This is a genomic window from Sphingomonas kyeonggiensis (genome assembly GCF_014204495.1).
GTDB lineage: Bacteria > Pseudomonadota > Alphaproteobacteria > Sphingomonadales > Sphingomonadaceae > Sphingomonas > Sphingomonas kyeonggiensis_A.
In genome coordinates this window covers 1,185,139-1,211,706 of record NZ_JACHLN010000001.1, presented here as the reverse complement: position 1 = coordinate 1,211,706, position 26,568 = coordinate 1,185,139, and the positions used below count along the sequence as shown (strand labels likewise).

At 67.8% G+C, this 26,568-nt stretch carries 21 protein-coding genes; 7 read left to right on the top strand and 14 right to left on the bottom strand.

Annotated elements, in window-relative coordinates; all coding sequences use genetic code 11:
* Window positions 1–8: 8 nt before the first annotated feature.
* Entirely contained in the window at window positions 9–638 is a 630-nt protein-coding gene (locus HNP52_RS05960) for a response regulator transcription factor (RefSeq protein ID WP_184163811.1), read from the bottom strand.
* Entirely contained in the window at window positions 635–3,724 is a 3,090-nt protein-coding gene (locus HNP52_RS05955) for a sensor histidine kinase (RefSeq protein WP_184163808.1), read from the bottom strand. The genes HNP52_RS05960 and HNP52_RS05955 overlap by 4 nt, the downstream gene beginning before the upstream one ends.
* Before the next feature lie 210 nt (window positions 3,725–3,934).
* Here HNP52_RS05955 and HNP52_RS05950 point away from each other — a divergent pair, with 210 nt between their 5' ends.
* From HNP52_RS05950 to HNP52_RS05920, 7 genes are all read left to right on the top strand, one after another.
* On the top strand, window positions 3,935–4,654 hold the full coding sequence (locus HNP52_RS05950; RefSeq protein ID WP_184163805.1) for an SDR family NAD(P)-dependent oxidoreductase: 720 nt from the start codon (window positions 3,935–3,937) through the stop codon (window positions 4,652–4,654).
* A 125-nt stretch (window positions 4,655–4,779) separates the two neighbouring features.
* A complete protein-coding gene (locus HNP52_RS05945) occupies window positions 4,780–5,604 on the top strand; it encodes a VOC family protein (protein ID WP_184163802.1) in 825 nt (274 codons plus the stop codon).
* 24 nt (window positions 5,605–5,628) lie between these two features.
* On the top strand, window positions 5,629–6,990 hold the full coding sequence (locus HNP52_RS05940; protein ID WP_184163799.1) for a carotenoid oxygenase family protein: 1,362 nt from the start codon (window positions 5,629–5,631) through the stop codon (window positions 6,988–6,990).
* Between the two features lie 26 nt (window positions 6,991–7,016).
* On the top strand, window positions 7,017–7,427 hold the full coding sequence (locus HNP52_RS05935; RefSeq protein ID WP_184163796.1) for a putative quinol monooxygenase: 411 nt from the start codon (window positions 7,017–7,019) through the stop codon (window positions 7,425–7,427).
* Window positions 7,428–7,452: 25 nt separating this feature from the next.
* Complete coding sequence (locus tag HNP52_RS05930; RefSeq protein ID WP_184163793.1) at window positions 7,453–8,229, top strand: alpha/beta fold hydrolase; 777 nt, start codon at window positions 7,453–7,455, stop codon at window positions 8,227–8,229.
* Between the two features lie 4 nt (window positions 8,230–8,233).
* Window positions 8,234–9,244 (top strand): aldo/keto reductase, encoded by a 1,011-nt coding sequence (locus HNP52_RS05925; protein WP_184163790.1) that lies wholly within the window; start codon window positions 8,234–8,236, stop codon window positions 9,242–9,244.
* 23 nt (window positions 9,245–9,267) lie between these two features.
* Window positions 9,268–10,224 (top strand): hypothetical protein, encoded by a 957-nt coding sequence (locus HNP52_RS05920; RefSeq protein WP_184163787.1) that lies wholly within the window; start codon window positions 9,268–9,270, stop codon window positions 10,222–10,224.
* Between the two features lie 7 nt (window positions 10,225–10,231).
* On the opposite strand, the gene HNP52_RS05915 is transcribed toward HNP52_RS05920, so the two are convergent.
* The 12 genes from HNP52_RS05915 to HNP52_RS05860 form a co-directional block, all read right to left on the bottom strand.
* Window positions 10,232–11,749, bottom strand: a complete 1,518-nt coding sequence (locus HNP52_RS05915; protein WP_184163784.1) for a carboxylesterase/lipase family protein — start codon at window positions 11,747–11,749, stop codon at window positions 10,232–10,234.
* Window positions 11,750–11,793: 44 nt separating this feature from the next.
* Window positions 11,794–13,371 (bottom strand): sulfatase-like hydrolase/transferase, encoded by a 1,578-nt coding sequence (locus HNP52_RS05910; protein WP_184163781.1) that lies wholly within the window; start codon window positions 13,369–13,371, stop codon window positions 11,794–11,796.
* A 36-nt stretch (window positions 13,372–13,407) separates the two neighbouring features.
* Complete coding sequence (gene maiA / locus HNP52_RS05905; RefSeq protein WP_311768407.1) at window positions 13,408–14,049, bottom strand: maleylacetoacetate isomerase; 642 nt, start codon at window positions 14,047–14,049, stop codon at window positions 13,408–13,410.
* Complete coding sequence (locus HNP52_RS05900) at window positions 14,042–14,740, bottom strand: fumarylacetoacetate hydrolase family protein (protein ID WP_184163778.1); 699 nt, start codon at window positions 14,738–14,740, stop codon at window positions 14,042–14,044. The genes maiA and HNP52_RS05900 overlap by 8 nt, the downstream gene beginning before the upstream one ends.
* Window positions 14,737–15,783, bottom strand: coding sequence for a gentisate 1,2-dioxygenase (gtdA, locus tag HNP52_RS05895; protein ID WP_184163774.1), 1,047 nt, complete (start codon window positions 15,781–15,783; stop codon window positions 14,737–14,739). Before gtdA ends, HNP52_RS05900 begins: the two co-directional genes overlap by 4 nt.
* Before the next feature lie 92 nt (window positions 15,784–15,875).
* Window positions 15,876–16,652, bottom strand: coding sequence for an IclR family transcriptional regulator (locus HNP52_RS05890; RefSeq protein WP_184163771.1), 777 nt, complete (start codon window positions 16,650–16,652; stop codon window positions 15,876–15,878).
* A gap of 22 nt (window positions 16,653–16,674) precedes the next feature.
* On the bottom strand, window positions 16,675–17,715 hold the full coding sequence (locus HNP52_RS05885; protein ID WP_184163768.1) for a LacI family DNA-binding transcriptional regulator: 1,041 nt from the start codon (window positions 17,713–17,715) through the stop codon (window positions 16,675–16,677).
* Window positions 17,716–17,734: 19 nt separating this feature from the next.
* On the bottom strand, window positions 17,735–19,066 hold the full coding sequence (locus HNP52_RS05880) for an MFS transporter (protein WP_184163765.1): 1,332 nt from the start codon (window positions 19,064–19,066) through the stop codon (window positions 17,735–17,737).
* Window positions 19,067–19,068: 2 nt separating this feature from the next.
* Entirely contained in the window at window positions 19,069–20,745 is a 1,677-nt protein-coding gene (locus tag HNP52_RS05875) for a sulfatase (protein ID WP_184163762.1), read from the bottom strand.
* A gap of 1 nt (window position 20,746) precedes the next feature.
* On the bottom strand, window positions 20,747–22,459 hold the full coding sequence (locus HNP52_RS05870) for an arylsulfatase (protein WP_184163758.1): 1,713 nt from the start codon (window positions 22,457–22,459) through the stop codon (window positions 20,747–20,749).
* The gene (locus HNP52_RS05865; RefSeq protein WP_184163755.1) at window positions 22,456–23,829 is read right to left on the bottom strand and encodes a DUF1593 domain-containing protein; all 1,374 of its coding nucleotides are present in this window, start codon (window positions 23,827–23,829) and stop codon (window positions 22,456–22,458) included. The genes HNP52_RS05870 and HNP52_RS05865 overlap by 4 nt, the downstream gene beginning before the upstream one ends.
* A gap of 78 nt (window positions 23,830–23,907) precedes the next feature.
* The gene (locus HNP52_RS05860; protein ID WP_260395932.1) at window positions 23,908–26,331 is read right to left on the bottom strand and encodes a TonB-dependent receptor; all 2,424 of its coding nucleotides are present in this window, start codon (window positions 26,329–26,331) and stop codon (window positions 23,908–23,910) included.
* Between the last annotated feature and the right edge of the window lie 237 nt (window positions 26,332–26,568).

Sequence of the window (26,568 nt, the reverse complement as noted above, 5' to 3'; positions counted from 1 at the left end):
TTATCGCCCTACAAGGCGATGATGCCGCGGCGCAGGGCGACGGTAACTGCCTGGGTGCGGTCGTTGACGTCGAGCTTGGAATAAACGCTGCGCAGGTGCGCCTTCACCGTTTCCTCGGACAGCGACAGTTCCCAGGCGATCACCTTGTTCGGCTTGCCCGCCGCCACGTGCTGGAGGATCGCCACCTCGCGAACGCTGAGCGGCTCTTCAGCCGAATGGATGGCGATCTGCTGCGCCAGCGCGGCGGGGACGTAGCGGCCGCCGGCGTGGACGATGCGGATCGTCTCGAGCAATTCCTTGCGGAGCGAGCTCTTCAGCAGATAGCCGCAGGCGCCGGCCTTGAGCGCGCGCACGGCCTGAACGTCGCCGTCATAGGTGGTGAGCACGACGATGCGTGCCGCGGGGGCCTGCGCCCGGATCTCGGCGATCGCCTGCATGCCGCTGCGCACCGGCATCTGGAGGTCCATCAGCGTGACGTCAGGGCGCAGATTCTGGAACGCATCGACAGCCTCGACGCCATTGGTCGCCTCGCCGACCAGGACCATGTCCGGCTCAGGGGCGAGGATGGCGGCGATGCCGTCGCGGAACACCGCATGATCGTCGACCGCCAGCACACGGATGGGATTGCCCGCGGTCACGCGTCCCGCACTCCCCCAAGGATCGCCTGCAGCCAGCCGGCAACACGACGGCGCCCGGCATAGGCGGCGCGTGCGGGCACGCGCAGCACGACCTCCGTCCCGTCGCCTTTCCTGCCCACGATATCGAGCCTCCCACCGATCCGGCTAGCACGCTCGCGCATGCCGATCAGGCCATAATGCCCCGAACGGCTGCCTGCGGCGAGTATCTCTTCGGGAATGCCGACGCCTGTATCGCGGATGCTCAGGACGAACTGCCGGCGGCCATATTCCAGCCCGACCGAGATCGATTGCGCCGCCGCATGATGCAGGGCGTTGCGGAGCGCCTCCTCGACGATGCGCAGCGCCTCGGTGGTCACTAGCGCACGCAGCGAACGCTGCCCGCCGCTGACCGACAGGCGGATCCGCGGGCCGTCCCCCTCGACCATCGATTCCACCAGCGAATCGATCTTGTGCCCGAGTTCTCCCGCTTCCGGCACACAGCGCAGGTCTCGCACCCGCTCGCGCCCCTCGATCACCACCGCATCGGCGCTATCCAGCGCGCGGTCGAGCGATTGCCGGGTGACGGGATCGGTGATCCGGTCGGCCACCACCTGGAAGCGCATCATCAGCCCCTGGATGCCTTGAAGCAGCGTGTCGTGCAGCTCGCGGGCGATGCGCTCGCGCTCGGCCATCCGGTCCGCCATGCGCAGCTGGATGCGGTTGGCGACGGCACGCAGGCGCAACGCGTAAGCGAGCCAGAGCAGGCCGAGCAGAAGGATCGCGCAGAGCAGCTTGAACGGCCAGCCCTGCACGAAGGTCGGCTTGATGACGATGTCGAGCATCGCGCCCGGATCGCTCCAGTCCTGCCGATTGTCCGAAGCGATGACGCGGAAGCGATACGAACCGGGGCCGAGATTGGCGTAGGACGCCAGGCGCCGGCTACCGGCATCGACCCAGTCGGCATCGACACCCTCCAGGCGATAGCGGAACCGCAGCCGCTCGGGATGGGCATAGGAGAGCGCGGTATAGTCGATATCGAAGGCATGGGTCCCCGGCGAAAGGACCAGCGCCGCCGGATCGCGGTGGACGGCGCCGGCACTCGTCAGCGCCCGGATCGTGACAGGCGGGCGGACCGCCCTTCGCAGAAGCTGCGCCGGATCGATGAACGCGACGCCATTGTTGTTGAGCTGCCATACCCGGCCATCGGCCCCGAACGCCATTTGGGGACCGGCAAAGGCAAGGTTCTGGGAAATCCGGACACCGTCCCGCAGGTCGAGCGCAACCCGCTCCAGCGCTGCGCCAGGATCGCCAAAGGCGCGTTCGAGGTCCCGGGTGGAGACCCGGGAGATGACGTCGCGGCGCATCAGCCATGTGTCGCCCGCCGGCGTCTGCAGCAGATCCCGCAGCTGCACGGCCCAGGGCACGCGCCGCCAGTCCAGGCGATCGATCCTGTTTCCGCGTATCCGCAACAGGCCGTTGCTTCCGCTCAAAAACAAGGCATCCAGGCCAGCCGACAAATGGGTAATCACCCCCGGGTCATGCTTGCCAAGCGGCGTGATGCTGACCTTTTCGCCAATCACCTGCACCAGCTCCTTGCCGGTCGTATAGGCCAGGTCCCCGGCCGCGGTGATCACAAGATCCGCGGATTGCGGCCTGGGGAGCTGCCGCCCCGGCACGTGCCAGCCGCGCGCATCATGCCATCTGAGTTCATTCCCGACGGTACCGACCCAGAGGCGGCCGAAGCGATCCTCGGCACAGACGGAGGTCAGGTTCTGGCCCGAAGGCCGGGGGATCACGTGCTCGCGCCCCTCCTGGAGCCGCACGATCCGCGTTCCGTAGATCAGCCAGAGACCCTTACCGCGCGCAGGGCACTGCCCGTCCGGCCAATCGCGCACAAGCTTGCGCGGCTCGCCCGGGGAAAGCTGGAATACCCCCTGGTCGGAGCTGACATAGACCTCCGAACCGCTCTGGCTCATGGCGAGGCCATAGGAAAAATTGCCCGTGACGAACGGCTCGCGCACCGCGGTGGCGCGGCGGAACCGGTCGAGCCCCAATTGCGTGGCAACCCAGATGTTGCCGTCGCGATCGATGAAGAGATCGGCGGTGCTTTCCGAGGTAAGCCCGTCGGCGACCGAGAACAGTCCTGCCCGATTGCTGGCCCCGCGCCCGGCTTCCGGCACGCCGGGCGCGTAATAGACGCCCTTGCGCAATACCAGACCCCACAGGCCGCCATCGGCGCCTATGCTCCGCAAGATCGGCGGTGCGGCCGCGGCTTCCCGCAGGCCCGGCGGGCGATCGAGCAGCTTGCCGTCCCGCCCGGCCAGCATCACCAGCTGTTTGCCGGGGACCCATAGCCGGCCCCATCGATCCGCGAAGCAGCGGGACCCGGTGAGCGGAAATGAACTGGCCTCAAACCGCTTCGCACCGGGGCGGAGAAACAGGAGTATCGATCTTCGGGTATCGGAGCGGGTGAGCCACATCGTTCCGTCCGCCGTGACGCACGGCTCGCTCAGATAGCCCTCCGCCACCCCGTACCGCGCTTCGGCATTCTCCCAGCGGCCACCGGCGAAGCGGAACAGCCGCTCGCGGGCGAAGTTGCGATAGCCGGCCACCGCCCAGATTGCCCCGTCCGGGGTTTGCGCCAGATAGCTGATCGTCGCCGGCGGGCTGGGCATCGGCACATGGCGGAGTTTGCCGCCACGATAGACCGCAACGCCGGCACTCTGGCCATAGCCGACCCATAGCTCCCCCGAGCGGGCCACCAGCAGCGGCCCGGCGGAGGCACGCTCCAGGGGCGAGCCCATTTCCACCGGGATCCGCTCGAAGGTGAGTCCATCGAAGCGGAACAGGCCCTCGGCGGCGGATATCCATATCCAGCCATCCGGCGTCTGCGCGATCCGGGCCATGCCGGCGGGCGCGCCTTCATAGGTCATCCAGCGATCGTGCCGGAACTGCTCGAGACGGGGTGGAATTTCCTGGCCGGCGGCGGGGGCGGCACAGAAGGCGGCGACCGCGAGAAGCGCGGCGAGCAATCCCCGGCAAGCGGCAATCAGCATGCGCACCGGCGTTCCCCCCTCGCCTTCGTCATCCCAGGCCTGTCGCGGCATGCCGAGCCTGTCGGCACCAAAGGGCGTAGCAGCTTTTCCCCCGTTTGAGGATCAGCCCCGAAAAGCGGCCATTTCGCGCCCCGGCCGGGTGCCTCGCTCCGTTCCGGCTTCCCTCGAAAGTGTGGCTGCGGGCTACCCCGTACGACATCGAAGCGCGGCGCCGCGTCCGCCAGACAGCGATCAGGACATCGTCGAGCAGGAGCGATCGCCATGCGGCTTACAGGGAAAGTTGCCCTCGTCACCGGCGCCGCCAGCGGCATCGGCCAGGCCATATCCGACCTGTTCGTTCGCGAAGGCGCCGTGGTGTTCGCCGCCGATATCGTGCCGCCGGCCCGGCCCTATCCGGACGGGGTCACGCCATTGACGCTCGACGTGACGAGCGAAGGCGACTGGGCCCGCGCGGTGGATCATGTGGTCGAACAGGCGGGCGGGCTGGACATACTGGTCAACAATGCCGGGGTCATCGCGTACGAGCCGCTGCACGCGCTCGGCCTGGAAGCCTGGCTCAGGATGATCGCGGTCGACCAGACCGGCGTGTTCCTGGGCATGCGTGAAGCGGTGCGGGTGATGCGGGCCCAGCAGGCCGGATCAATCGTCAACATCGCCTCGATCTGGGGTACCGCCGCGGTTGCCGGCGCACACAGCTATCACGCGGCCAAGGGCGCGGTGCTCCAGATGACCAGGAACGCAGCGATCACCTATGTCGGGGACGGCATTCGCGTGAACGCGGTGCTGCCCGGCTTCATCCGTACGCCGCTCACCGATGCACAGGATGCAGCGCTCAACGAGGCGGTTATCGACGCGACGCCGATGCGGCGCGGCGGCCAGCCGAGCGAGGTCGCCTATGGCTGCCTGTACCTGGCCAGCGACGAGGCCAGCTACGTCACCGGCACCGAGCTCGCGATCGACGGCGGATATCTGGCGCAATGAACGCCAGACAGGAACGGCGCTCCCCCGGACAGCCCCTCCCCCCATGGCGGAGCGCCGTTCCACGCGATTTCACCTGAAACGGCCGGCGCGTGGCCGGCGATGACATCGAACGAAGGAGACAGGCGATGACCGACAAGATGGAACGCTCCGGAATCGATCGGCGCGAGCTGCTGCAGACGAGTGGCGGCGCCGCGATGGCGGGCTTGCTGGCAACCGGCGGGATCGTGCCCGCCAGCGCCGAAGAAGCGGGCGCCAGTGCGCTCGGCATGCGGCTGCAGGGCGTCCAGCATTTCGGGCTGACGGTCCAGAACATGGAACGCGCCTTCACCTTCTACACCGAAGTGCTCGGCGGCACCGAAGTGATGCGCGACGGCGATTTCCAGGGTGAGCGCATCCACAACACGCTGCTGACCGACCAGGAGATCGAGGCGCGGGTGCGCGGCGTCAATCCGCGGACGATGGGCGTGCCCGATCTCAAGGGCGGTTCCCAGCGGCTCGACGTGCGCTTCATCCAGTTCGACAATGTCGTGCTCGAGCTGCTCCAATATCGCGACGCCGACCAGCCACTGGGCGGACCGCGCAGCTTCGCCGAGCCGCTCGACCATATGAGCCCGGCCTTTCCGCGGATGATGCATATCTGCTTCCACATCCGCGACGATGTCGACTTCAACCAGTTCATCCATGACCTGGAAGCGGAATCGGCCCGGCGCGGCATGGTCCAGGTCCGCGCCAATCGCGTGCTGACCGTCACCACCGAGGCCCAGCGCCAGGCAGCGCCGCTGCAGGCCAATTCCAATCCGATCACCGAAGGCAAGTCGAATGGCTGGCGGCTGATCTACTGCAAGGGTCCCGAAGGCGAGCAGCTCGAGTTCGTCCAGGCGCTCGGACCGGTCAAGCAGGTCTTCGACAATGCCCGCGCCGCACGGCAGCGCCTGGTGGCGCGCGCCTAATCCTCCATCGCGAAGGATCAGCCCATGTTCGGTTCGCTACTCGGGCGCCGTCCCGCCACCGCGCAGGACACGCCCTACATCACCGGCGTAAACACCCCGATGCGCGAGGAGCTGACGATCGAAGACCTCGAGGTCTTCGGCACGATCCCCCCGGCACTCCGCGGACGCTACCTGCGCATGGGCCCCAATCCGATGCACCCCAATCCGGGCAAGCATCACTGGTTCGCCGGCGACGGCATGATCCATGGCATCCGCATCGAGGATGGCCGGGCGCTCTGGTACCGCAATCGCTGGATCCGCTCCAACGCGGTGAGCGACGCGCTCGGCGAGGAACGGACGCCGGGGCCGCGCCATCTGTTCGACACGGTCAACACCAATGTGATCGGCTATGGCGGCGAGACCTTCGGGCTGATCGAAGCGGGCAGCACACCGGTGGTGATCGGCGAGACGCTGGAGACCGAGCGCTACACCGATTTCGCCGGCACGCTGCACGGCGGGCTCAGCGCGCATCCGCATGTCGACCCGCTGACCGGCGAGATGCTCGCGGTCAGCTATGACGCGGCGAAATGGAGCGCGATCCGCTACCTGGCGATCGGCCCCGAGGGCGAGGTACGGCGCGAAGTGAAGGTGCCGGTGCGCCACGGCCCGATGATTCACGACTTCGCCTTTACCGGCCGGTTCGCGATCCTGTTCGACCTGCCGGTCACCTTCTCGCTCACCGCGGCGATCGCGGGCTATCAATTCCCCTATCGCTGGAATGCCGGCCACAAGCCGCGCATCGGCCTGCTGCCGCGTGACGGCGATACCGGCGACGTGATCTGGTGCCCGGTCGATCCCTGCTTCGTCTTCCACGCCGCCAACGCGCATGACGCTGCGGACGGGAGCGTGATCCTCGACCTGGTCGTCCATGACCGGATGTTCTGGCGGCGAACCTCGGGCCCCGATTCCGAGCGTTGCAGCCTGGAGCGCTGGACGCTCGATCCGGTGGCGCAAACGGTACGGCGCACCACGCTCGATCCGGCACCGCAGGAGTTTCCGCGTTGCGACGAGCGGCGGCTCGGCCAGACCTATCGCTATGCCTATACCATGGCGATGGTCGATCCGTTTCTCGGCACCGGCCTGTTCAAGCACGACCTCGCCACCGGCACCCGCCAGACGCACGACTTCGGTCCGGACCGTCATCCCTGCGAATTCATCTTCGTGCCGGCGCACCCGGGCGCGGAAGAGGATGAAGGCTGGCTGATGGGCTTCGTGATCGACGCGGCCGCCGGGACCACCGACCTGGCGATCCTCGATGCCCGGGATTTCGAGGCACCGCCCCTCGCCCGCATCCGCGTGCCCCACATCGTCCCGCCCGGCTTTCACGGCAATTGGGTCGCCGACTGACCCCATTCTTTCAGAGGAGATGCAAGATGCGCCTTTCCACCCGCTTCGCGCTCGCCATGCTGATCGGTACGGCAGCCCCCGCCGTACCGGCGCTGGCACAGGATCATGCCGGCATCCGCTATGCCGAAATCCCCGCCACCGCCTATGCCGTGGTCGCCGAGATCCAGGCCAGGCCCGGCAAGGAGGACGCGCTGCGCCAGGCGACGTTGCCGCTCGTCGCCAAGGTCCGCGCCGAGCCCAACAACCTGCTCTATTTCCTCCACGAGGATCGCGAGCGGCCCGGCCATTTCATCTTCTACGAGATCTTCGCCACCCAGGCGGATTTCGAAGCGCACAACCGCACGCCGCACGTCCAGGCCTGGTTCGCGCGCCTGCCCGAGCTCGCCAACGGCCCGGTCAAGGCGACGCGGATGCAGATCCTCAACAACCGCCCCTGATCCCCCCGAAATCGGAGATACCCAGATGAACAAGACAATCGCAGCGCTCGCCTCCGCGAGCCTCGCCACCAGCGCCGCCCCCGCCCTAGCTAGCGATGATGCCGGGCACCCGACCATCGTCCTCATCCACGGCGCCTTCGTCGACGGCTCGGGCTGGGCGGGCGTGTACAATATCCTGCGCAAGGACGGCTATGAGGTGGTCGTCCTGCAGAACCCGACCACCTCGCTCGAGGACGATGTCGCCGCCACCCGGCGCGCGCTCGCGACGATCAAGGGCAAGGTGGTGCTGGTCGGCCATAGCTATGGCGGCGTGATCATCACCGAAGCCGGATCGGATCCCAAGGTCACCGCGCTCGTCTATGTCGCCGCCTTCGCGCCCGACCAGGGAGAGTCGGTTTCCTCGATCGTCGCCAGCGCCCCGCCGGGCGCACCCGCGCTGCCGATCATTCCGAGCCCCGACGGCACGCTGACGCTCGACAAGGCGCAGTTCCCCGCGCTCTTCGCCGGCGACGTGGCGCCGGAGACGGCACGGTTCATGGCGGACTCGCAGCAGCCCTGGGGTGCGAAGGCGCTGGAGGGCAAGATCACCGTGCCGGCCTGGAAGACCAGGCCAAGCTGGTTCGTCGTGCCGAAGGACGATCACATCATCCCGCCCGCCGGCCAGCGCGGCATGGCGCAGCGCGCCCGGGCGACGCTCCGCGAAGTCCCCGGCAGCCACGCGGTCTTCGTGTCGAAGCCCGAGGCGATCGCCGCGGTTATCGAGGAAGCGGCGCAGGGCGGCGCGGCCAAGCGAGGGCAATGAAGCCATGGCACTCCATGACATCATCGGCAGCAGGCTCGGCTTCGGCGCGGCTCCGCTCGGCAACATGTTCCGTGACATCCCCGAAGACGAGGCGCTGGCCACCGTCGAGGCGGCGTGGAACGACGGCATACGCTATTATGACAACGCCCCCTTCTACGGCGCCGGCCTGGCCGAGCTCCGCATGGGCGCGGCGCTGCAGGGCAAGCCGCGCGATCATTATGTGATCAGCACCAAGGTCGGGCGCGTCGTGCTCGAAGCGCTGGAGGACGGCCCGCGCGACAATGGCGAGAAAGGCGCCGTCTTCGCGCATGGCCGCCCGAACAAGGTGATCAACGACTATTCGGCCGACGCCACGCTCCGCTCGATCGAGGACAGCCTGAAGCGCCTGCGGACCGACCGCATCGACATCGTCTGGGTGCACGACATCGCCCAGGACTTTTACGGCGACGAATGGCTGGCGATGTTCGAGACCGCGCGGACCGGCGCGTTCAGGGTGCTCGACCGGCTGCGCGACGAGGGCGTGATCAAGGCCTGGGGCCTGGGCGTCAATCGCGTCGAGCCGATCGAGCTGCTGCTCGATCTCGACGGCCCCCGCCCAGACGGCTCGCTGCTCGCCGGCCGCTACACGTTGCTCGACCATGGCCGCGCGCTGCAGCGCCTGATGCCCAGGGTGGCGGAGCGCGGGCTCGGCATCGTCGTCGGCGGGCCGTACAGTTCCGGCGCGCTCGTCGGCGGGCCGAATTTCGAATATGCCCCGGCCACGCCCGCCATCCTCGACAAGGTGGCGCGGATCAAGGCGCTCGCCGATCGCCACGGCATCAGCGTGAAGGCGGCCGGACTGCAGTTCGCGCTCGCCAATCCCGCCGTCGCCGCGGTGATCCCGGGCGCGAGCCGCCCCGGGCGGATCGCCGAGGACCGCGCCGCGCTTGAGGAAAGCATTCCCGCCGATTTCTGGCGCGATCTGCGCGCGGCCGGCCTGGTCGATCCCGCCGCACCGCTGCCGATCCCGGCCTGAAATCCAGCCATCGGAGTCGATCAATGCCCTTGCTGACGCTTGCCCTTGCGCTATCGGCGCCTTCCACCAGCTTCGATGCCCAGGCACGCGCTGCCTGCGCTGCCTCTGCCGGCACGCGCCTGCAACTGCAGGGGATCGAGGTCGAGGCGATCGCCGCGCGCGGCGGCGACCTTCCCTATCTGCGCATCACCGATCGCGAGAGCGGCGGCCGCATGAACGCCTATTACGATCCCGCCGCGCAACCGGCCGCCTGGGCACGGGCGGCCTGCCTGGGTGCCCAGATCCGGTTGCTCCATGCCGAGACCGGCAGGGTCTGGCGCAATGCCCACTGGTCCTCCGTGGTCTTCACGCCCCACGCCGACTATATTCCGCCGCGCGATACCTCCGAGAAGCGCTGGACGATCGCCACCGCGCCGGACGGCACGCTTACCCCCGCCGGGCAGAAGATGGCGGTCGTGGTCATGCCGCACGAGCAGGTCCATGCCTTCCAGCAACGCGCCGGCGCGCAGACGCCGCGCTGGTTCCATGAGGGGCACGCCGTATGGATCAGCCGCAAGGTCGTCGCGGTCCTGGCGCCCGCCGAAGCCCGCGCGGACGCACTTGAGGGCGCCCGGGCGCTCCAGGTCTCGACCGAGCCGGTAGCGCTTGCCCGCTGGGGCGGCATGCAGGTGAAGCCCGAGGCGATCCTGCGCCAGGTCAGCGCCGAGGAGCGGGAGAAGATCAAGGCCGACCCGCACTATGCGCCCGCCGGCCCGTTCAGCTTCAAGCCGGACGACATGGTCAGCGACGAAAGCAACACCGCCGCACGCTATGAAGCGGCATGGCGTGTCTTCGCCGGCCTGGAGGCGGCCCATGGCACGTCGCGGGTCGGGGCCTGGGTGCGGGACCTCACGGCGGCGGCAGGGCCCGTGACCCCTGAACGGCTACTGGAGACCGGGCGGACGGCCTTCCGGGAAGACCTGAACCCGCGTCTGCAATAGCAGCCGTTCAGCGGCTGCCCGCCAACCCCTCGGCAACGTCGAGCCGCGCCGCGAAGGGATCGCGGGTCATCCGCACCTGGCCGTCCGCCGCCAGGTCCATCAGTACCTTGTCCCCGGCCCGGAACGGTGCCCATGCCGGACGGCCCGCCCCGTTGGGATTCCCGGTCCGCGCGAAATTCTCGACATAGGCGTGGAAGGCATCCGACAGCTGGACGTCGCGCGGGGCGAGCTTGTCGCCGTAGCGCGCCGCCACCGTGCCGAACATGTACGGCACGTCGCTCGCATGTCGCGCGCCGGGCGACGGCAGCAGCGACTGGGCGACATAGGAGAAGCGGTAGAACCAGACCGGCTGGCCCGTTCGTGCGACCGAAGTCGCGATGAAGCGCGACGGCTCGAGGAACGCCCGGTCGCGTGCCATCGCCCGGCGCACCATATCGGCATCGCGCGCGCCGTCGGGATCATAGGCCGCCCGCGCCGCCGCCTGGTTCGCGCCGAAAACAGCGAACAGCGCGTCCTTGTCGCCCGGCCGTGCGCCGATCGGGGCGTCGTCGGAGGTGGCGCCGACGATCAGCGGGACCCTGGCCTGTTTGCCGGCGCGGAAGATGTCCTCGGTCGCGCCGGTGATCACGGTGCCGTCGATCATGCCGCCACCGACATAGGTGTCGCCGCCCGGCACCTTGCCGATCGCCATGAACACGCCTTCGGACACCGTCGCCGCCGGCAAGGCCCGCAGCTGCGCCAGGGCTTCCGGGCCCGAGGCGGAAATACCTGAACTCCGGGCGAAATTCTCGCCGAAGCGCTCGGCCTCGGGCAGCGTCCTGGGCGCGAGCAGGTTGCGCCCGCCGCCCGACATCACCACCGCGCGGGCGAACAGCCCCTTGGCCGCGGGCGAGCCCATCAGCGTCAGGATCGAGATGCCGCCGGCCGACTCGCCGACCACGGTTACCTGTTTGGGATCGCCGCCGAATTTGGCGATATTGGCCTGCACCCACTTCAGCGCGGCGATCTGGTCCATGAAGCCGAAATTGCCGGTTGGCCCCTCCTTGGCCGCCGTCAGGGCCGGGTGGGCGAAGAAGCCGAAGCGGCCGAGGCGGTAGTTCAGCGTAACAGTGACGAAGCCGTTGTTGGCAAAGGTTGCGCCGTCGAAGATCCTGGAGGCGCTGCCGCCGTTCATCAGGCCGCCGCCATGGATCCAGACCACCACCGGCCGCAGCCTGGCCGAAACAGACACAGGCTTCCATATGTTCACGAACAGACAGTCTTCGGACGCGGAAGTTGACTGCGGCTCGTCCATCGGGATCATCTGCTGCATGCAGATCGGCGCGAATTCCTTCGTTTCCCGCACCTGCGTCCAGGGCGAAACCGGCTGCGGGGCACGCCAGCGAAGATCCGCGACCGGAGCGGTAGCATAGGGAATGCCGCGGAACGCAATCACCTTGCCCTCGACGCTGCCCTCGATCGGCCCCGAGGCAATGGTGACGCGCGCGGGGTCGTTCGGCGCGGCGGCAGCCGACAACGTTGCCATGAGCGGGAGCGCGAAAAGGCGAACGGGCTTGGTCATCATCGGCCTCACTTGTCGAGAATGGCGTTCGCGGCGGCGGCATCGCCCCTGGGGGCGAGCGGCGCGGTGAAATTGGGGACGTCGCGGCTGTTGCGCAGATCAGCGGGCACGCCGGTGGTGTTGATGTACCAGTCGAGCAGCCGCCGCTCGAGCGCGTCCTGCACCTTGGCGTGGCTGCGCCGGCCGATCAGGTTGTTCAGTTCCCGCGGATCGGCCTGGCGATCATAGAGTTCGCTCAGCCCCTGCGGCCGCTGGACGAAGGTGTAGCGCTGGGTGCGCACCGAGGCTGCGCGGCCGACCAAGACCGGCTGCTCCGCCGCCAGCTCGGACTTGCGCGCATAGAGCCCGCCCGAGGGCGAATCGAAGGCCTGGGGCTCATAGATGTTCATCCCCGCCTCGGTGAAGGCGGCGCGATCGGGATCACCCTGCCCACCACGCAGCTGCGGCATCATCGAGCGGGCGAAATTGGTGTGGGTGGAGGACAGGCGGGCGAGATCGAGGAAGGTCGGCAGCACGTCGTACAGCTCGGTCATGCCGGTGGCGACATGGCCGGCCACGCCGCCGGGCACGCGCCCGATCATCGGCACATGGGTGAGGCAGGTCTCGAGCCCGCCATGCCATTTCTCGACCAGCCCGTAATCGCCGGCATAATCGCCGTGATCCGAGCTGACGAGCAGCGCGGTATCCTTGTCGCGGCCGGTGCGCTCGAGCGCTTCCATCAGCTCGCCGAGCAGCCAGTCGGTGTACGAGACCTGGCCGTAATAGGTGGCGCGCACCTGGCGCAGCACCGCATCGTCGACTTCATTCAGACGGTATTTGTCGCGGATCGCCGCATGATAGGCCGGCCGGCCCCTGGTGCCCGGCGGGATCAGCGGCGGCAGGTCGCCCGGCTTGTACATGTCCTGGAAGCCGTCGGGCGCATGATAGGGCGGATGCGGCTGGAAGACCGGGAGGAACAGGCAGAAGGGCCGGTCCTGCTCGCGGCGCTCGATCACCTGGATCGCGCGGCGAAGGATGCCGTAATCGCTGGTCGCGCGGCGATCGCCGGTGGCGGGCAGCAGCATCGTCGTCGGCCCGTCGAGCTTGCCGCGCCGCGCGCCGGGCGCATGATCGCCCGGCGCCGCGCCAGGAGCCGGCGGATCGGCCCAGTCGGTCAGGCTGCGCGCGAAGGTCTCGGGCGCCAGCACATCGTTCTTGCCGAAGAAATAGGTGTCGTAGCCGCCCTCGCGCAGCGTGCGGAACAAATTGGGCTCGTCGGGCTGGAGCAGATAGCCGAAACCGCGATGCCCGGTCGCGCCGGTCGGCAGCCCGGTGAGCATCGAACAGCGCGAGGCTGCACATATCGGCGTCTGGACATGACAATTGGCGAAGCGCGTACCCTGCTTCGCCAGCAGGTCGAACGCCGGGGTGCGGGTGACCGGATTGCCGTAGCAGGCCAGCGAATCCGCCCGCATCTCATCGGGGAAGAACAGGATCAGATTGGGCCGGGAGCCGCCCGGCACACGTGCGCGGGCGGCGAGGCTCGCCAGGAAAGTCGATCCGGCCGCGCCGATCAGGGCGCGGCGGTTCAGCGGAAATCCGGTCATCCTGTCCTCCTTGTATCCGCCCGTATTCGGGTCGGCTCATTCTGCGTCGGGCTGGTTCTCCGGCGCCGCCTTGGCAAACGCATCGAGCGCCAGGCAGGCGCGCTCGATCTCGAGCAGTTTCGGCCAGCGCTGCAGATCCACACCAAAACGCCGCGCATTGACCAGCTGCGGCACCAGGAACAGGTCCGCCAGCGTCACGCTGTCCCCGAAGCAATAGGTGCCGGAGCGGCCCTCGATCAGCGCGCTGCACGCGTCGAGCCCGTCCTCGATCACCTTGGCCGCCCAGCCATTGATCTGCGCCTCGTCGAGCCCGAGCGCGCGCAGATTGGCGAGCACCTTGAGGTTCTGCACCGGATGCGTGTCGCAGGCGATCACCTGGGCAAAGGCGCGGACCTTGGCGCGGGCGATCGGCTCCGCGGGAAGCAGCGCCGGTTCCGGATGCACTTCATCCAGATATTCGCAGATCGCCAGGCTCTGGGTGAGCACCGCCCCGTCGATCTCCAGCGCGGGCAGCAGTCCTTGCGGATTGATCGCGCGATATGCCGGCGCGTTCTGCTCGCCCTTGCGCAGATGGTGGAAGGCATCGGCATAGGCGATGCCCTTCAGGTTGAGCGCGATGCGCACCCGATAGGATGCGCCCGAGCGGAAATAGCCGTGCAGGGTCACCGCATCAGTCACGCGCCGGCGCTCCCACCTTGATCACGCAATCGCTGAGGCCGGCGATCGACACGACGACCTCGTCCCCCTCGACTACCGCGCCGACGCCCGCCGGGGTGCCGGTATAGATCAGGTCGCCCGGCTCCAGCCGGTAGAAGCGCGAGACATAGGCGATCACATCGGGCACGTCCCAGATCAACTCGTTGAGATCGGCATCCTGCTTCACCACGCCGTTCACCGTCAGCTTGATGCTGCCGCTGTCGAACGTGCCGGTCTCGCTGGCCGGATGGATCAGGCCGAGCGGCGAGGACTGCTCGACATTCTTGCCGGTGCTCCACGGACGGCCCTTTTCGCGCGCTTCGAGCTGCAAGTCGCGGCGCGTCATGTCGAGACCGGTGGCATAGCCATAGACATGCTCCAGCGCATCGGCGGCGGCGATGTTGCGCCCGCCCTTGCCGATCGCGAGCACCAGCTCGGCTTCATAATGGAAATTGGCCGTCTCGCTGGGATAGGCCACGGTCGTGCCGGTCGGCACCACGGTCTCGGCCCACTTCGTGAAGAAGAAGGGTGGCTCGCGGTCCGGATCGCGGCCCATCTCGCGGGCATGGGCGGCATAGTTGCGGCCGATGCAGAAGACGCGGCGGACGGGAAACTGGTTGCCGTCGCTGGTCGCGGCGAGCACCGGATCCTTGGGGGCGAAGAGGGTCGTCACGAATTCTGCTCCTTGTAGAGGTTCAGCTTCTCCTGCGCGGCCTTGTCCGAATAGCCGAACAGCACCAGCGTGCTCCCGGCCTGCAGGCGAAGCTCGTGCCACGACGGCACGGTGAAGATGTCACGCGGATTGAGCGCGATTTCCTTGCCCTCGATCACCGCGGTGCCGCTGCCTTCGACCACGACGAACACGGTGCCGTCGGTGCTGCGGCGCGGCCGCGTTTCGAAACCGGCGGGCAGCAGGCGGACATGCGCGGCGATAGTCGACATCACCGGGCCGCCATTGGCCGGATTGAGGAACTCCAGTGCATGGCCAAGATGCGGATCGATCTCGGCCGAGGCCGCCATCGCATCGAGTGCGGGGCGCCACTCGGCATAGGGATAGTGAAACAGCGGCTGGTGCGACGGGCGGCGATCGGCCAGCGATCCGCGCAGCGGCCGCATGTTGTGGCCATAGCGCGCCAGCGTGTCGCCGGGCTTCACCGTCTCGGGATAGACCTTCTCCTCGCCCTTCTCGGCGAAGCTCGCATCGAAATGGCGGACGGTCGGGATGTCGAGCCCGTCGAGCCAGATCATCGGCTTGTCGGTGGGGTTGCCATGGTCGTGCCATTGCCAGCCGGGGGTCAGCACCAGATCGAACGGGCGCATGATGGCCTTCTCGCCGTCGACCGCGGTGAAGGCGCCGTCGCCTTCCATCACGAAGCGCAGTGCCGACTGGGCGTGGCGGTGCGCGGGGGCGACTTCGCCCGGCAGGATCAGCTGCAGCCCGGCATAGAGGCTCGGCACGATCGCCGACTGGCCTTCCAGCCCGGGGTTCTCGAGGATCAGCACGCGGCGCTCGGCCTGTTCGGCGGAGATCAGGTCGCCGGCACGCAGCAGATAGTCGCGCGCTTCGGCATAGGACCAACGATGCACCTGCGCGGGCGACTTGGGCTGCGGGCGGACCAGCTCGGCGAGCGATTCCCACAGCGGCGTCAGGTGCGCGGGCGCCATCTCCTCGTACAGCGCTTCAAGCTGGGTCCGCTGGTCGTTGGCGAGAGTCATGCCCGATACTCACGAAATGGGGTGTGCGGCGCAGAGTAGGGGGCGCCGCACCCGTTATCCATCGGGCAATTGATTGTCCTATGTCAAATGAATTATCCGCTCCAGCCGAGCCTTTCGCTGACCTCGCGACAGGAAGCGGCGAGCTTGTCGAGCACCGCGCCGCTGTCGTCCGCCTTGTACGCACCGGGCACCAGCGCGGTGGCGCTCAGGATCGCGCGGCCCTGCATGTCGAAGATCGGGAAGGCGGCGGCGCGCAGGCCGGGGATCACCGTGCCCTCGACATAGGCACGGCCATCGGCGCGGACGCGCTTGCGGATCGCCGCGACATCGGCGGCGGTCATCTCGCTGTCGGCAAGCTCACGCTCGAGCAGCGGATCGGTCTCAACCTCGGGCACGAAGCTCAGGAAAATGTGCCCGGTGGCGGAATAGAGGAGCGGCAGCACCGCGCCGACGCCGAACGAAGTCATCACCGCCGGACGGCCCATGTGCCAGCGCACCACCGTCGGCCCCTGCGGCCCCAAGGCGGCGACCTGCACGGTGCGCCCGGTCTCGCGGACGAACGCCTCGATCGCGGTATCGGCGACGCGGAAGGCATCGGTGCGGGCGAGCGCACTCAGCCCGAGCTTGAGCGCGGCCGGCCCCAGGTCGTAGCGGCCGGTGGTGCGGTCCTGCTGGGTCATCCCCGCCGCGGTCAGGCTGGCGAGGTAGCGGTGCGTCTGCGGGCCCGACAGGCCGCTCGCCTGGGCGATCGCGCCCAGCGTCGAAGCCTCGCCCAGCGCGGCCAGCGCCTCGAGCACCCCCAGCCCGATCTCGACCGATTGAATCCCCCGCCGACGCTTGTCGGCCTCGCCCTCTGTGCTTTCCGTCATCGGGGCACTCTAGGGGCGGCAATCAGCGATCGAAAGCCGTCGATTCGCGCTCGATCACATCGAAGGGCATGCGGATCGACCGGGTGTCGCCGAAATCGTCGCGCCCGGTGACGCGGGCGACGAGCAGCTCGGTCGCGCGCTCGCCGATCAGCTCGACCGGCTGGCGGACGGTGGAGAGCGACGGCCAGATCTTCACCGCGATCGGCGCATCGTCGAAGCCGGCTACCGCGATATCCTCGGGAATGCGCAGCCCGCGGCGATGAACCACCGCGGAGACGCCCGAGGCCATGTCGTCGTTCGAGGCGAAGATCGCGGTCGGCGGCCTGGACAGCGCGAGCAGCGCCTCGCCCGCCTCCAGCCCGGATTCGAAGGTGAAGCGCCCCTGCTGGACCAGGCCCTCCTCCCAGGGCAGCCCCGCCGCGGCCACCGCATCGCGGAAGCCGGCGAGGCGCAACGGGCTCGAATCATGGCTGGGCGGACCGGTGACGAAGCCGATCCGGCGATGCCCGCGCGCGATCAGCCGCTCGGCCATCGCCCTTGTGGCGGCGCGGTCGTCGACGCCGATCGTCGCCATGTCGGGCAGCTCGCCGCCATGCGCCACCGCCGCGACCGGCACGCCGAGCTCGGCGATCAGGCCGGACCCGCTGACCAGCTCGCCATAGGGCGGCGCCAGCAGGATCGCATTCGCCCCGCCGCGCACCAGCAGGCGCATCGCCGCTTCGGTATTCGCCATCACCGGCGCCTCGACCTTGCCGATCATCAGCTCGGCGCCCAACCGCGAGGTGGCGTTGAGCGCGCCGACCAGCATCGCGCTGAGGAACGCGTTCTGCGAATTCTGGTAGACGATCCCGATCCGGCAGGTGGCGGCGCTGGCCAGCGAGCGTGCCGCGACATTGGGCTGGTAGCCCAGCGCGCGCACCGATTCGAGCACGCTCTCGCGCGTCGCCGCGCTTACCCGCCCGGTGCCGTTGACGACATAGGACACCGTCATCGCCGATACGCCGGCATGCTCGGCTACCGTCTGGATGGTGACGCCCGTCCCCTTGCGTCGTGCCCGTGCCATCTACCCCCTGCTCGCTCCCTTATCCGGCGTCCCGCCCCGTCTGCGCGCGATAGCACCGCATGCCAAGCCACAGGGCAAGCACCGAAAGCGGCGAAGCCACGCCGGCGACCAATGCGATCGCCTCCGGCAGCTTCTGCGGATCGGCGAACCAGTAATCGGTGCACAGTGCAATCGCCGTGGGACCAAGCGCCGCGCCGATCAGGTTGATCGTGAGCATGTAGAAGGCCGAGACCAGTGCCCGCATCCGGTTGGGCGTCATCTCGAGCAGCGTGGCGAGACCGCCGCCGAAGTTGAACCCCGCGAAGAAGTTCATCAGCCCGATCAGCGCCAGCGCGCCGGTGGCGGTCGGCATCAGCGGGAAGGCGATGGTGATCGGCACCAGCGCGACGAAGCCGAACAGCGACGCCTTGAGGCTCGCCCCCGAGCGCCCCGCCGCGCGCAGCTTCGACGCGACGAACCCGCCGACCAGCGCACCGCTGGTGCCGCACAGGAACACGATCGGCCCGTAATGGCTGCCGACCTGCGCGGTGGTCCAGCCGAAGGTCCGCTGGAGGAAGGCCGGGATCCACACCGAAGTGCCGTTGCCGATGAAGATCATCAGCGCGAAGCCCAGGGTGATGCCGATATAGGCGCCCTTGCGCGCGCCGATATGGGCGAACAGCTCGGACAGCGGCACCTTCTCCTGCGCCACTGCAGCACCCCGGCGCAGCGGCTCGCGCACCGTCAGCATCAGGCCGGTAAGCACGATGCCGGGCAGGCCAAGCAGCAGGAAGACGATCTGCCAGCCCTTCATCGCGCCGAAGACCGGCACGATCACCGTCGAGGAAGGCGGGATCGCGGTCGAGATCAGCCCGCCGATGATCAGCGCCGAGGCGCCGCCAAGGTACAGGCCGATCTGATAGACCCCCATCGCCGCCGGCAGCTTCTCCTTGGGGAAATAGTCGGAGAGCAGCGAATAGGCCGCCGGCGTCAGCCCGCCCTCGCCCGCGCCGACCATCACCCGCGCGGCGAACAGCCCGGCGAAGGAGCGCGCCAGCCCGCACAGGCTGGTCGCCACGCTCCACACGAAGATCGCCCCGGCGATGATGTTGCGCCGGTTCGAGCGATCCGCGATCCGCGCGATCGGGATGCCGACCGCGACATAGAAGAGCGTGAAGCTGAGCCCATAGAGCAGGCTGATCGCGGTATCGTTGATCTGCAGGTCGGCCTTGATGGGCTGCACCAGCAGCGCCATCGCCTGGCGATCGACAAAGGCCAGCGTGTTCGCCAGCATCAGCAGGATCGCGACATACCAGGCGGTGGTCCTCGCCGGCCAGGGCGTGGTGTCGGCGGCGGCGGTGGCTGCGGTCATGGTCATTCCGGCTTCTGGGGGAAATAGGGCTTGCCCGCCTCCGTCGCCTTGGTCTTGGCGGGGCTGTCGGGGAAGATGTCGTTCATCTTGGTCGGCAGGTCGGCGGGCTTGTACCAGCCGGCCGGGAAGTCCGCGGCGTGCGTGCCGCCCTCGACCCGATAGACCACGCCGGGGCTGGTCTTCTCGGTATAGGGCACGGCGTGCTGGCCCCTGGCGTTCGCGAGCTGGGCGAACAGCGCCTTGCGCAGCGAGACCTTGGCATCGAAATAGGCCGGGTCGTCGATCAGGTTGCGGCGCTCCTCGGGGTCTTTGGCGAGGTCGTACAGCTCCTCGGTGTCCCATACCCCGTGATACTGGATGTACTTCACCCGATCGCGCTCGATCGCGAAGGTCGTCGGCGTCTGGGGGAAGGTCCATTCCCAATAATATTCGTAGATGAAGTCGCTGGGCTTCCAGTCGGCGAGCGTCACCTTGCCCTCGGCCAGGCCGAGGAAGCTCGAACCCTCCATCTGCCCGGGCTTCGCGACATGCGCGACGTCGAGGAAGGTCGGCGCAAGATCGAGGTTGCGGACCAGCGCGGGGTTGGTCGCTCCCTTCGCCACACCAAGCCCCGGCGCGTACACCACCATCGGCACGCGCACCGAGGGCTCATAGGCGTTGCGCTTGTCGATCAGGCCATGGTCGCCGATCAGGAAGCCATTGTCCGAATAGAACACGATCATCGTGTTCTTCTCGAGCCGGTTCTTCTTCAGATAGGCGAGGATACGCCCGAGGCTGTCATCCACCGGCGAGAGCGTCCGGTAGATGTCGCGCACCCGCTCCTTGAGGTCGGGCTTGCCGGTATAGGGATTGTCGGCCCCGTGCCAGCTGTTGCGCTGGTTCTGCACCCAGAGCGGCTTGCCTGCATTGTTCTCCGGCGTGTTCGCCAGCGTATCGGGCAGCCGGATGTCGAGATCCTTGTACTGGTCCCTGTAGCGCTCGGGCGGCAGCGCGTCGGAATGCACCGCCTTGTGGCTGAGATAGACGAAGAAGGGTTTCGACTTGTCCCGGCCCTTCTCCAGCCAGTCCATCGTGTAATCGGTCAGCTCGTCGGTGATATAGCCGGTCCGCTTCACTTCGCGGCCGTCGACATTGAGCATCTGGCGCTCGCCGGCGGCACGCTGCGCCGGACTCAGCCGCTCGGTCGGGAAATAGGTGCCCTGCCCCTTGAAGCTCACCCATTTGTCGAAGCCGGGCCGCGGGGCATCGGTGTCGAAGCCCATATGCCATTTGCCGAAGAAGGCGGTCTGGTAGCCGGCCTTCTGGAGGTAGGACGGGAAGAAGATCAGCCCGTCTTCCGAGCTGTTGTTGTTGTCGACCACGCCGTGGTTGCGCGCGGTCTGGCCGGTCAGGATCGTCGCCCGGCTCGGGCTGCACAGCGAGGACGTGACCACCGCATTGGGGAAATAGGTGCCGTTCCTGGCCAGGAAATCGATGTTCGGCGTCTTCAGCCCCGGGTTGAGGAAGCCCATCATGTCGAAGCGCAGATCGTCGACCAGCACGAAGATGATGTTAGGCTGCTGCGCTTCCTGTGCCTGCGCGGCAGGCGTACTGGTAGGCCCCGAGATCGCCGGCGTCGCCAGCGCCACGCTCGCCATGGCGGCGCAGCCGGACAGGATGATGCGGCGGAGCTTGCTCATGTCAGTCCTTCAGGAACGCGTCGCGGTAACGGTCGAGCTTGCGGACATAGTCCGGCCCCTCGGACAGCGGGAGGGCGCCGTACCGGCTGGCCTCCCGCTGCCATATCGCCTTGAGCTCCGAGACCTTGTTCGGATTGCGACCCGAGAGGTCTTCTGCTTCGGCGAAATCAGCTTCCGTGTCGTAGAGCGCCCAGTGATCCTGCTCGAACGGGGTGCCGAGCTTGTGGATCGCCACCGCGCGCCACTTGCCCGCGCGCACCGCGCGGTTGCCGCGCAGCTCGAAGAACTGCACCGGCCGCGGATCGGGCGCGCTCGCGGAGAACAGCGCGCTGCGGAACGAGGCACCGGCGACCGGGAGCATCGGCTTGCCGCCCACCACCGCATCGAAGTGCGCCCCGGCCAGCGCGACCAGGGTCGGCGCGATATCGACCGCGTCGATGCGCTGGCGGCGGATCGCGCCCTTGTTCGGCAGATGCCCCGGCCAGCTGATGATCAGCGGCGTGCGCACCCCGCCGGCATTGGGCCACGACTTGTAGCGACGGAACGGCGTGTTGCTCGCCATCCCCCAGGGCCGCTGCATGCCGATCTGCGCGGTGCCGATATCCTGCATGTGCGTAACCAGCTCGGCGGCATCGAGATGGACCGGCGGATAGAGCTGGCCGATCGATCCGGTCTGGCCATGCTCGGCGCTCGCACCATTGTCGGAGAGCAGCACGAACACGGTATTGTCATAGTCGCCGCTCGCCTTGAGCGCGGCGACCAGCCGGCCGATCTGCTCGTCGGTATGCGTCAGGAAGCCGGCATAGGCTTCCATGAACCGGGCATAGACCCGCTTCTTGACCGGATCGAGCGGTTCCCAGGCGTCGTCGCCGGCATTGGGCGGCGGCAGCTTCGTGCCCGGCGGCACGATCCCCATCGCCTTTTGCCGGGCGAAGCGATCGGCGCGGATCGCGTCCCAGCCCTTGTCATACTGGCCGGCATAGGCGTCGATATAGGGCTTGGGCACCTGGATCGGCGCATGGGTGGCGCCATAGGCGAGATAGAGGAAGCGCGGCTTGTCGGGCACCGCCGCCTTGCTCTCGGCCAGCCTGGCGATCGCGCGATCGGTGATGTCGGCGGAGAAATGATAGTTCGGGTCGGACGGCTTGCCGATCTTCTTGTTGTTCTCGACCAGATCGGGGCGGAGCTGGTCAGCCCAGCCGCTGACGAAGCCGTAATAATAGTCGAACCCGCGCTGGCGCGGCCAGGAGGCGTTGTTACCGGGGCTGCCGTCCTGGAATTCGGTAGCGAGGTGCCATTTGCCGATCGCCATCGTCGCATAGCCGCGTGCGCGCAGTGCCTCGGGCAGCAGCTGGACATTGGAGGCGAGATCGCCGGCATCCTTGCCTGTGCCGGGCGGCTGGAACTTGCCCGAGGGCAGGTCCGCGAGACCCAGTGTGTGGTTGTTGCGCCCGGTGAGCAGCGCCGCCCGCGTCGCGGTGCAGATCGCCTTGCTCTCGAAATGGTTGAAGCGCTGGCCGTCGGCGGCGAGCGCGTCGATGTTCGGGGTGCGGATCTCCGAACCGAAGCAGCCGAAATCCGAATAGCCCGTGTCGTCGAGCACGATCAGCACGATGTTCGGCGGCTTGCGGGTCTTGGCAGCCGTGGGCGTGGCGGCGGCGAGCGCGCTGGTTGCGAGCAGGGCGCCGATCAGCTGGCGGCGGGACGAGTTCATTGCGGCGAGACCTCCACGATGACGCGGCGATAGCGAGTGATCGGCGGGGCGCCCCGGTCACGCACTTCGAGGATCATATGCAGCGCGGTCGGCGCCTTTACCGTCGGCGCTACGAAGCTGGCGCGCGGTGCCCCGGCATCGGCGATCTCGACCGCCGGCTGGCCGGGAATGCCGCCGACTTCGCGATATTGCCACCAGCGAGTGTCGAGCGCGTCGCCATCGGGATCGCTGGTGCCGGCGGCATCGAGCGTCACCGTCTCGCCCGCCTTTGCCTTGATCCGCACCGGCGCGAGCCCGGCGACGCCCTGCGCCACCACGACCGGCGCATGGTTCGCCTTGGCATCGACGCTCCACGCCATCCGCGCGGCAAAGTCGTTCTGGAAGGCAGCACGCCAGCGATAGACCGAGGCCTGGTTGCCCGACCAGGTCCGCCCGTCGCGGGTGAAGACGTCCTTCACATCGGCGAACGGCCCGGCGCCGTCGGGCCCGGCATGCATATAGCGCCCGCCCCAGCCGCCCTGTTCGGGATGCTCGGGATCGTTCAGGCCGTTGGGGATGAGGTGGAGGAAGGAGGGCGTGTCGCCTTCCATGATGAACTCGGGCAGCGGATAGAGCGCGCCAAGCGGCCCGCGCCGGATATGCTGCGACAGCCAGCCATCGGTGACCATCTCGCGATCGGGGAATTGCTCGGCATTGCGCCGGTCGCTCGAGATGCCGGCCCAGGTCGCCATGTTGTACTGGCCCCAGCCATGGATGCTGGCGATCCAGAACAGCGACGGGAAATTCTGCCGTGCCCAGGGGCCGGCATCGTCCTGGTCGGAGATCGAATGGACGCGCAGCTTCTTGAGGAACGCCTGCACCTGCGCCGGGCCGCGGGTGGCGCGGACATGCCAGAGCGCCTGGGCGAGATCGACCGCCCCACCCCACACCAGCACCCAGACCGGGCGCTTGTCGGCGCGGTCCACGGCGTGGACGATCAGCTTCGAGGCTTCGCTGTCCTTGCCCTTGCCGACCCCGGCCATGCCGTAGCTCGGCTGGCCCGAGCGGAGCACGGCGCGCAGGGCATCGGCGGTGGGATAAGTCGGCGAGTGGCGCAGCAGGTTGGGCCGCACGGTTTCATACGCATCGATCCGCTCGCGCATCAGCTGCGGCTGGACCTTGTCGCGCTGCCAGACCGAAGTGGTGGCGACCAGTCCCTCGACATCGAAACTGTCGGTGTAGAGCAGGAAGCGGACGAGCGACTCCGAATCGTCGGGCTCGTTGCCGATGTCGCTGAGCACGATCACGCGCGGGCGCTCGGCGGGGGCGGCCGCGGCGGGGATCGCCGGCGCCGCCTGGGCGGAAAGCAGGAGGAGGGCGAAGGGAAGCATCGGCCAGTCCTCGGTCACGCGGGTAGAAACAAAAGGGTGGGCGGACCGGAGGGACGGTCCGCCCGATAGGAGGGGCTCCTAGAAGCGGGCGCTGAAGGTCGCGCCGAAGTAGCGGTCGGCGTCCTTGCTGACATTCGCCCACAGGTCATAGGGGTTCGCGGCATTGGCCAGGATCGTCCCATGATTCAGCTGGGTGTAATAGGTCTGGTCGAACAGGTTCCGGACGAACACCGTCAGCCCGTACTTGTTGTCGCTGGTGTGGATGCCGACGCTGGCGTCGACGATCGCATAGCCCTGCTGGGTGAGCAGCGGATCCTGGTTGAGCGCGAACCCGGTCTTGCTCTGATAGTTCAGGCTGATCTGGGCGAAGGTCGCGACCGAACCAAAGTCATGCTCGTAGCGCGGCGTGATGCCGACACGGTAGCGCGGGGTGGCGGGCAGGTTGCCGCCGACTACGTCGATGATCGCGCTCGACAGCGTCGTGGTGCCGTTCACCGTGGTGCTGCGGACATAGCATTGGTTGGACGGGAAGTTCGACGCATAGGTGCCGGTCGACACCGTCTGGATCGGGCAGCTCTGCCCCGGCACGTCGATCGTGGCATCGACCAAAGTGAAGTTCGCGGCGATCGAAAGCTCGCTCGAAGGATGGAAGTTCGCCTCGACTTCGAAGCCCTGCGACCGCGACTTGCCGGCGTTGCCGAGCACGGTGATGAACGTGCCCGCGGCCGGATCGCTCACCAGCGACTGGATCTGCAGGTTGGTGAAGTCCGAGCGGAACAGCGCTGCGTTGACGTCGAACTTGCCGCCCGGCGCGATCCACTTGGCGCCGAGTTCATAGGCATCGACATGCTCCGGCGCGATGCCGTTCTGGGTGTCGAACCGGGTCTGCGCGTCGATGTCGAGCGCGAAGGCCTTATAGCCGCGGGTATAGCTGCCATAGACCTGCAGGTTGCGGTTGAACTCGTAGCGCAGGCCGGCCTTGCCGGTGAACGCGGTATCGTCCCGCGAGCGGGTGCCGCTGTTGACGGTGATGCCCGGGAACAGCGCGTCGCCGGCGACCAGCGGGCCGAAGACGCGGCCGGTGACGGTCTGCTTCTCATACTGGCCACGCAGGCCGGCGATCACGTGCAGGCCGCCCGCCACGCGCCAGTCGACCTGGCCGAACAGCGCATAGTTGTCGCTCTTGAAATTGCCCTCGAAGCCCGAGGAGTCGGCGCTGGTCTGGGTGCAGGGCTGGCCCAGCGTGCCGGCGGCGCAGCGCAGGCGGCGGCGCGCCAGCGAACGGTCGAGATCGAGATGGTTGTAGAAGGCGCCGACGACATAGGTGAAGTCGCGGCTGCCGTTCGAGCCGAGGCGCAGCTCCTGCGAATAGTTGTTGTAGCCCAGGTGCGTGGAGTTGTTGTTCCACTGCGAATAGGGGAAGGCGCCGACATAGCGCACCGGGTTCGACGCGATCTGGTCGGGCTCGAACTGGTCGTTCTGGCGATAATATTGCCAGGCGGTGATCGAGGTGACGGTACCGAAGCCGAGGTCCCAGTCGCCCTGCAGCGACACGGTCGACGACTTGGTGTGGTAATAGCTGAGATTGTCGTTCGAGATGGTGCGGTTCTCGGGGGAAGCGACCACCGAGGTGCCGAGCAGCGTCTTCATCGCCGGGGTGACGATCGAGACCGGCACGCGCGAGCAGCACTCCGCATTGTTCTCGCGATAGTCGCCGGTCAGCAGGAAGGTGAGGTTCGAAGCGGCATCCCATTCGAGCTTGCCGCGCGCGCCCCAGCTTTCGTTGCCGTTGACCATCTTGTCCTGGGCGGCGTTGTAGATGTAGCCGCCGATGTGATTGTAGAAGCCGCTCACCCGGGCGCGCAGCGTGTCGCTGATCGGGCCGCTGATCGATCCCTTCACGCGATACTCGTTATGCTCGGCGATCGTCGCCTCGACATTGCCGCCAAAGGTCTTGGACGGGCGCGCGGTGATGATGTTGATCACGCCGGCGGTCGCGTTCTTGCCGAACAGCGTGCCCTGCGGGCCGCGCAGCACTTCGACGCGCTCGAGATCGGCGAGGTCGCTGAAGCCCTGGGCCTGGCGCGGCGCCACCACGCCGTCGACCACGACGCCCACCGCCGACTCGACGCCGAGGCTGAACAGCTGGGTGCCGACGCCGCGGATGCGGAAGCCGCTGTTGCCCGGGTTGTTGCCTTGCTGGAACTGGAGCGACGGCACCGCGCGGGTGAGGCTGGCGGTGTCGTTGATCTGCGCGCTCGACAGCGTGTCGGCGCTGACCGCGGTGACGGCGACCGGCACTTCGACCAGGCGCTCGCTGCGCTTGTTCGCGGTAACGATGATCTCGCCTTCCGAAGAGATGTCGGCGGCGGGCGCTTCCTGCGTGGCCTCGGCCGATGCGGCAGCGTCCTGCGCGAACGCCGTGCCCGGCAGCAGCATGGCCGCCGCGACCAGGGCCGTAGCGCTGATGCCGCACTTAAGCTTCATGTTAGAGACGCTCATCAGTTCCTCCCACAGCAGCGACCGCTATGCGGCTCGCCTTGTTCTCCTAAGGAGCGACGCGACCGTGCGACCAAGCTCCCGTTCAGTCGCTTCGGCAAGTTGCCTTAGCGCTAAATCTAGCCTGTGCTGAAACTTTCCGACGTCATTGTCAATGGTGGAATGCATTGCCCAATGCGGATTGGGCATTCACCGTCCGGATTGTGCCATTTTGGCCGCATCCCTGCTCCGGGCGCGGCA

Excerpts from the sequence above, each read along its gene's own strand:
- HNP52_RS05955 (WP_184163808.1), bottom strand. The coding sequence starts at position 3,724 with ATGCCGCGACAGGCCTGGGATGACGAAGGCGAGGGGGGAACGCCGGTG.
- HNP52_RS05950 (WP_184163805.1), top strand. The coding sequence starts at position 3,935 with ATGCGGCTTACAGGGAAAGTTGCCCTCGTCACCGGCGCCGCCAGCGGC.
- HNP52_RS05945 (WP_184163802.1), top strand. The coding sequence starts at position 4,780 with ATGACCGACAAGATGGAACGCTCCGGAATCGATCGGCGCGAGCTGCTG.
- HNP52_RS05940 (WP_184163799.1), top strand. The coding sequence starts at position 5,629 with ATGTTCGGTTCGCTACTCGGGCGCCGTCCCGCCACCGCGCAGGACACG.
- HNP52_RS05935 (WP_184163796.1), top strand. The coding sequence starts at position 7,017 with ATGCGCCTTTCCACCCGCTTCGCGCTCGCCATGCTGATCGGTACGGCA.
- HNP52_RS05930 (WP_184163793.1), top strand. The coding sequence starts at position 7,453 with ATGAACAAGACAATCGCAGCGCTCGCCTCCGCGAGCCTCGCCACCAGC.
- HNP52_RS05925 (WP_184163790.1), top strand. The coding sequence starts at position 8,234 with ATGGCACTCCATGACATCATCGGCAGCAGGCTCGGCTTCGGCGCGGCT.
- HNP52_RS05920 (WP_184163787.1), top strand. The coding sequence starts at position 9,268 with ATGCCCTTGCTGACGCTTGCCCTTGCGCTATCGGCGCCTTCCACCAGC.
- HNP52_RS05915 (WP_184163784.1), bottom strand. The coding sequence starts at position 11,749 with ATGGCAACGTTGTCGGCTGCCGCCGCGCCGAACGACCCCGCGCGCGTC.
- HNP52_RS05910 (WP_184163781.1), bottom strand. The coding sequence starts at position 13,371 with ATGACCGGATTTCCGCTGAACCGCCGCGCCCTGATCGGCGCGGCCGGA.
- gtdA (WP_184163774.1), bottom strand. The coding sequence starts at position 15,783 with ATGACTCTCGCCAACGACCAGCGGACCCAGCTTGAAGCGCTGTACGAG.
- HNP52_RS05890 (WP_184163771.1), bottom strand. The coding sequence starts at position 16,652 with ATGACGGAAAGCACAGAGGGCGAGGCCGACAAGCGTCGGCGGGGGATT.
- HNP52_RS05885 (WP_184163768.1), bottom strand. The coding sequence starts at position 17,715 with ATGGCACGGGCACGACGCAAGGGGACGGGCGTCACCATCCAGACGGTA.
- HNP52_RS05880 (WP_184163765.1), bottom strand. The coding sequence starts at position 19,066 with ATGACCGCAGCCACCGCCGCCGCCGACACCACGCCCTGGCCGGCGAGG.
- HNP52_RS05875 (WP_184163762.1), bottom strand. The coding sequence starts at position 20,745 with ATGAGCAAGCTCCGCCGCATCATCCTGTCCGGCTGCGCCGCCATGGCG.
- HNP52_RS05870 (WP_184163758.1), bottom strand. The coding sequence starts at position 22,459 with ATGAACTCGTCCCGCCGCCAGCTGATCGGCGCCCTGCTCGCAACCAGC.
- HNP52_RS05865 (WP_184163755.1), bottom strand. The coding sequence starts at position 23,829 with ATGCTTCCCTTCGCCCTCCTCCTGCTTTCCGCCCAGGCGGCGCCGGCG.
- HNP52_RS05860 (WP_260395932.1), bottom strand. The coding sequence starts at position 26,331 with ATGAGCGTCTCTAACATGAAGCTTAAGTGCGGCATCAGCGCTACGGCC.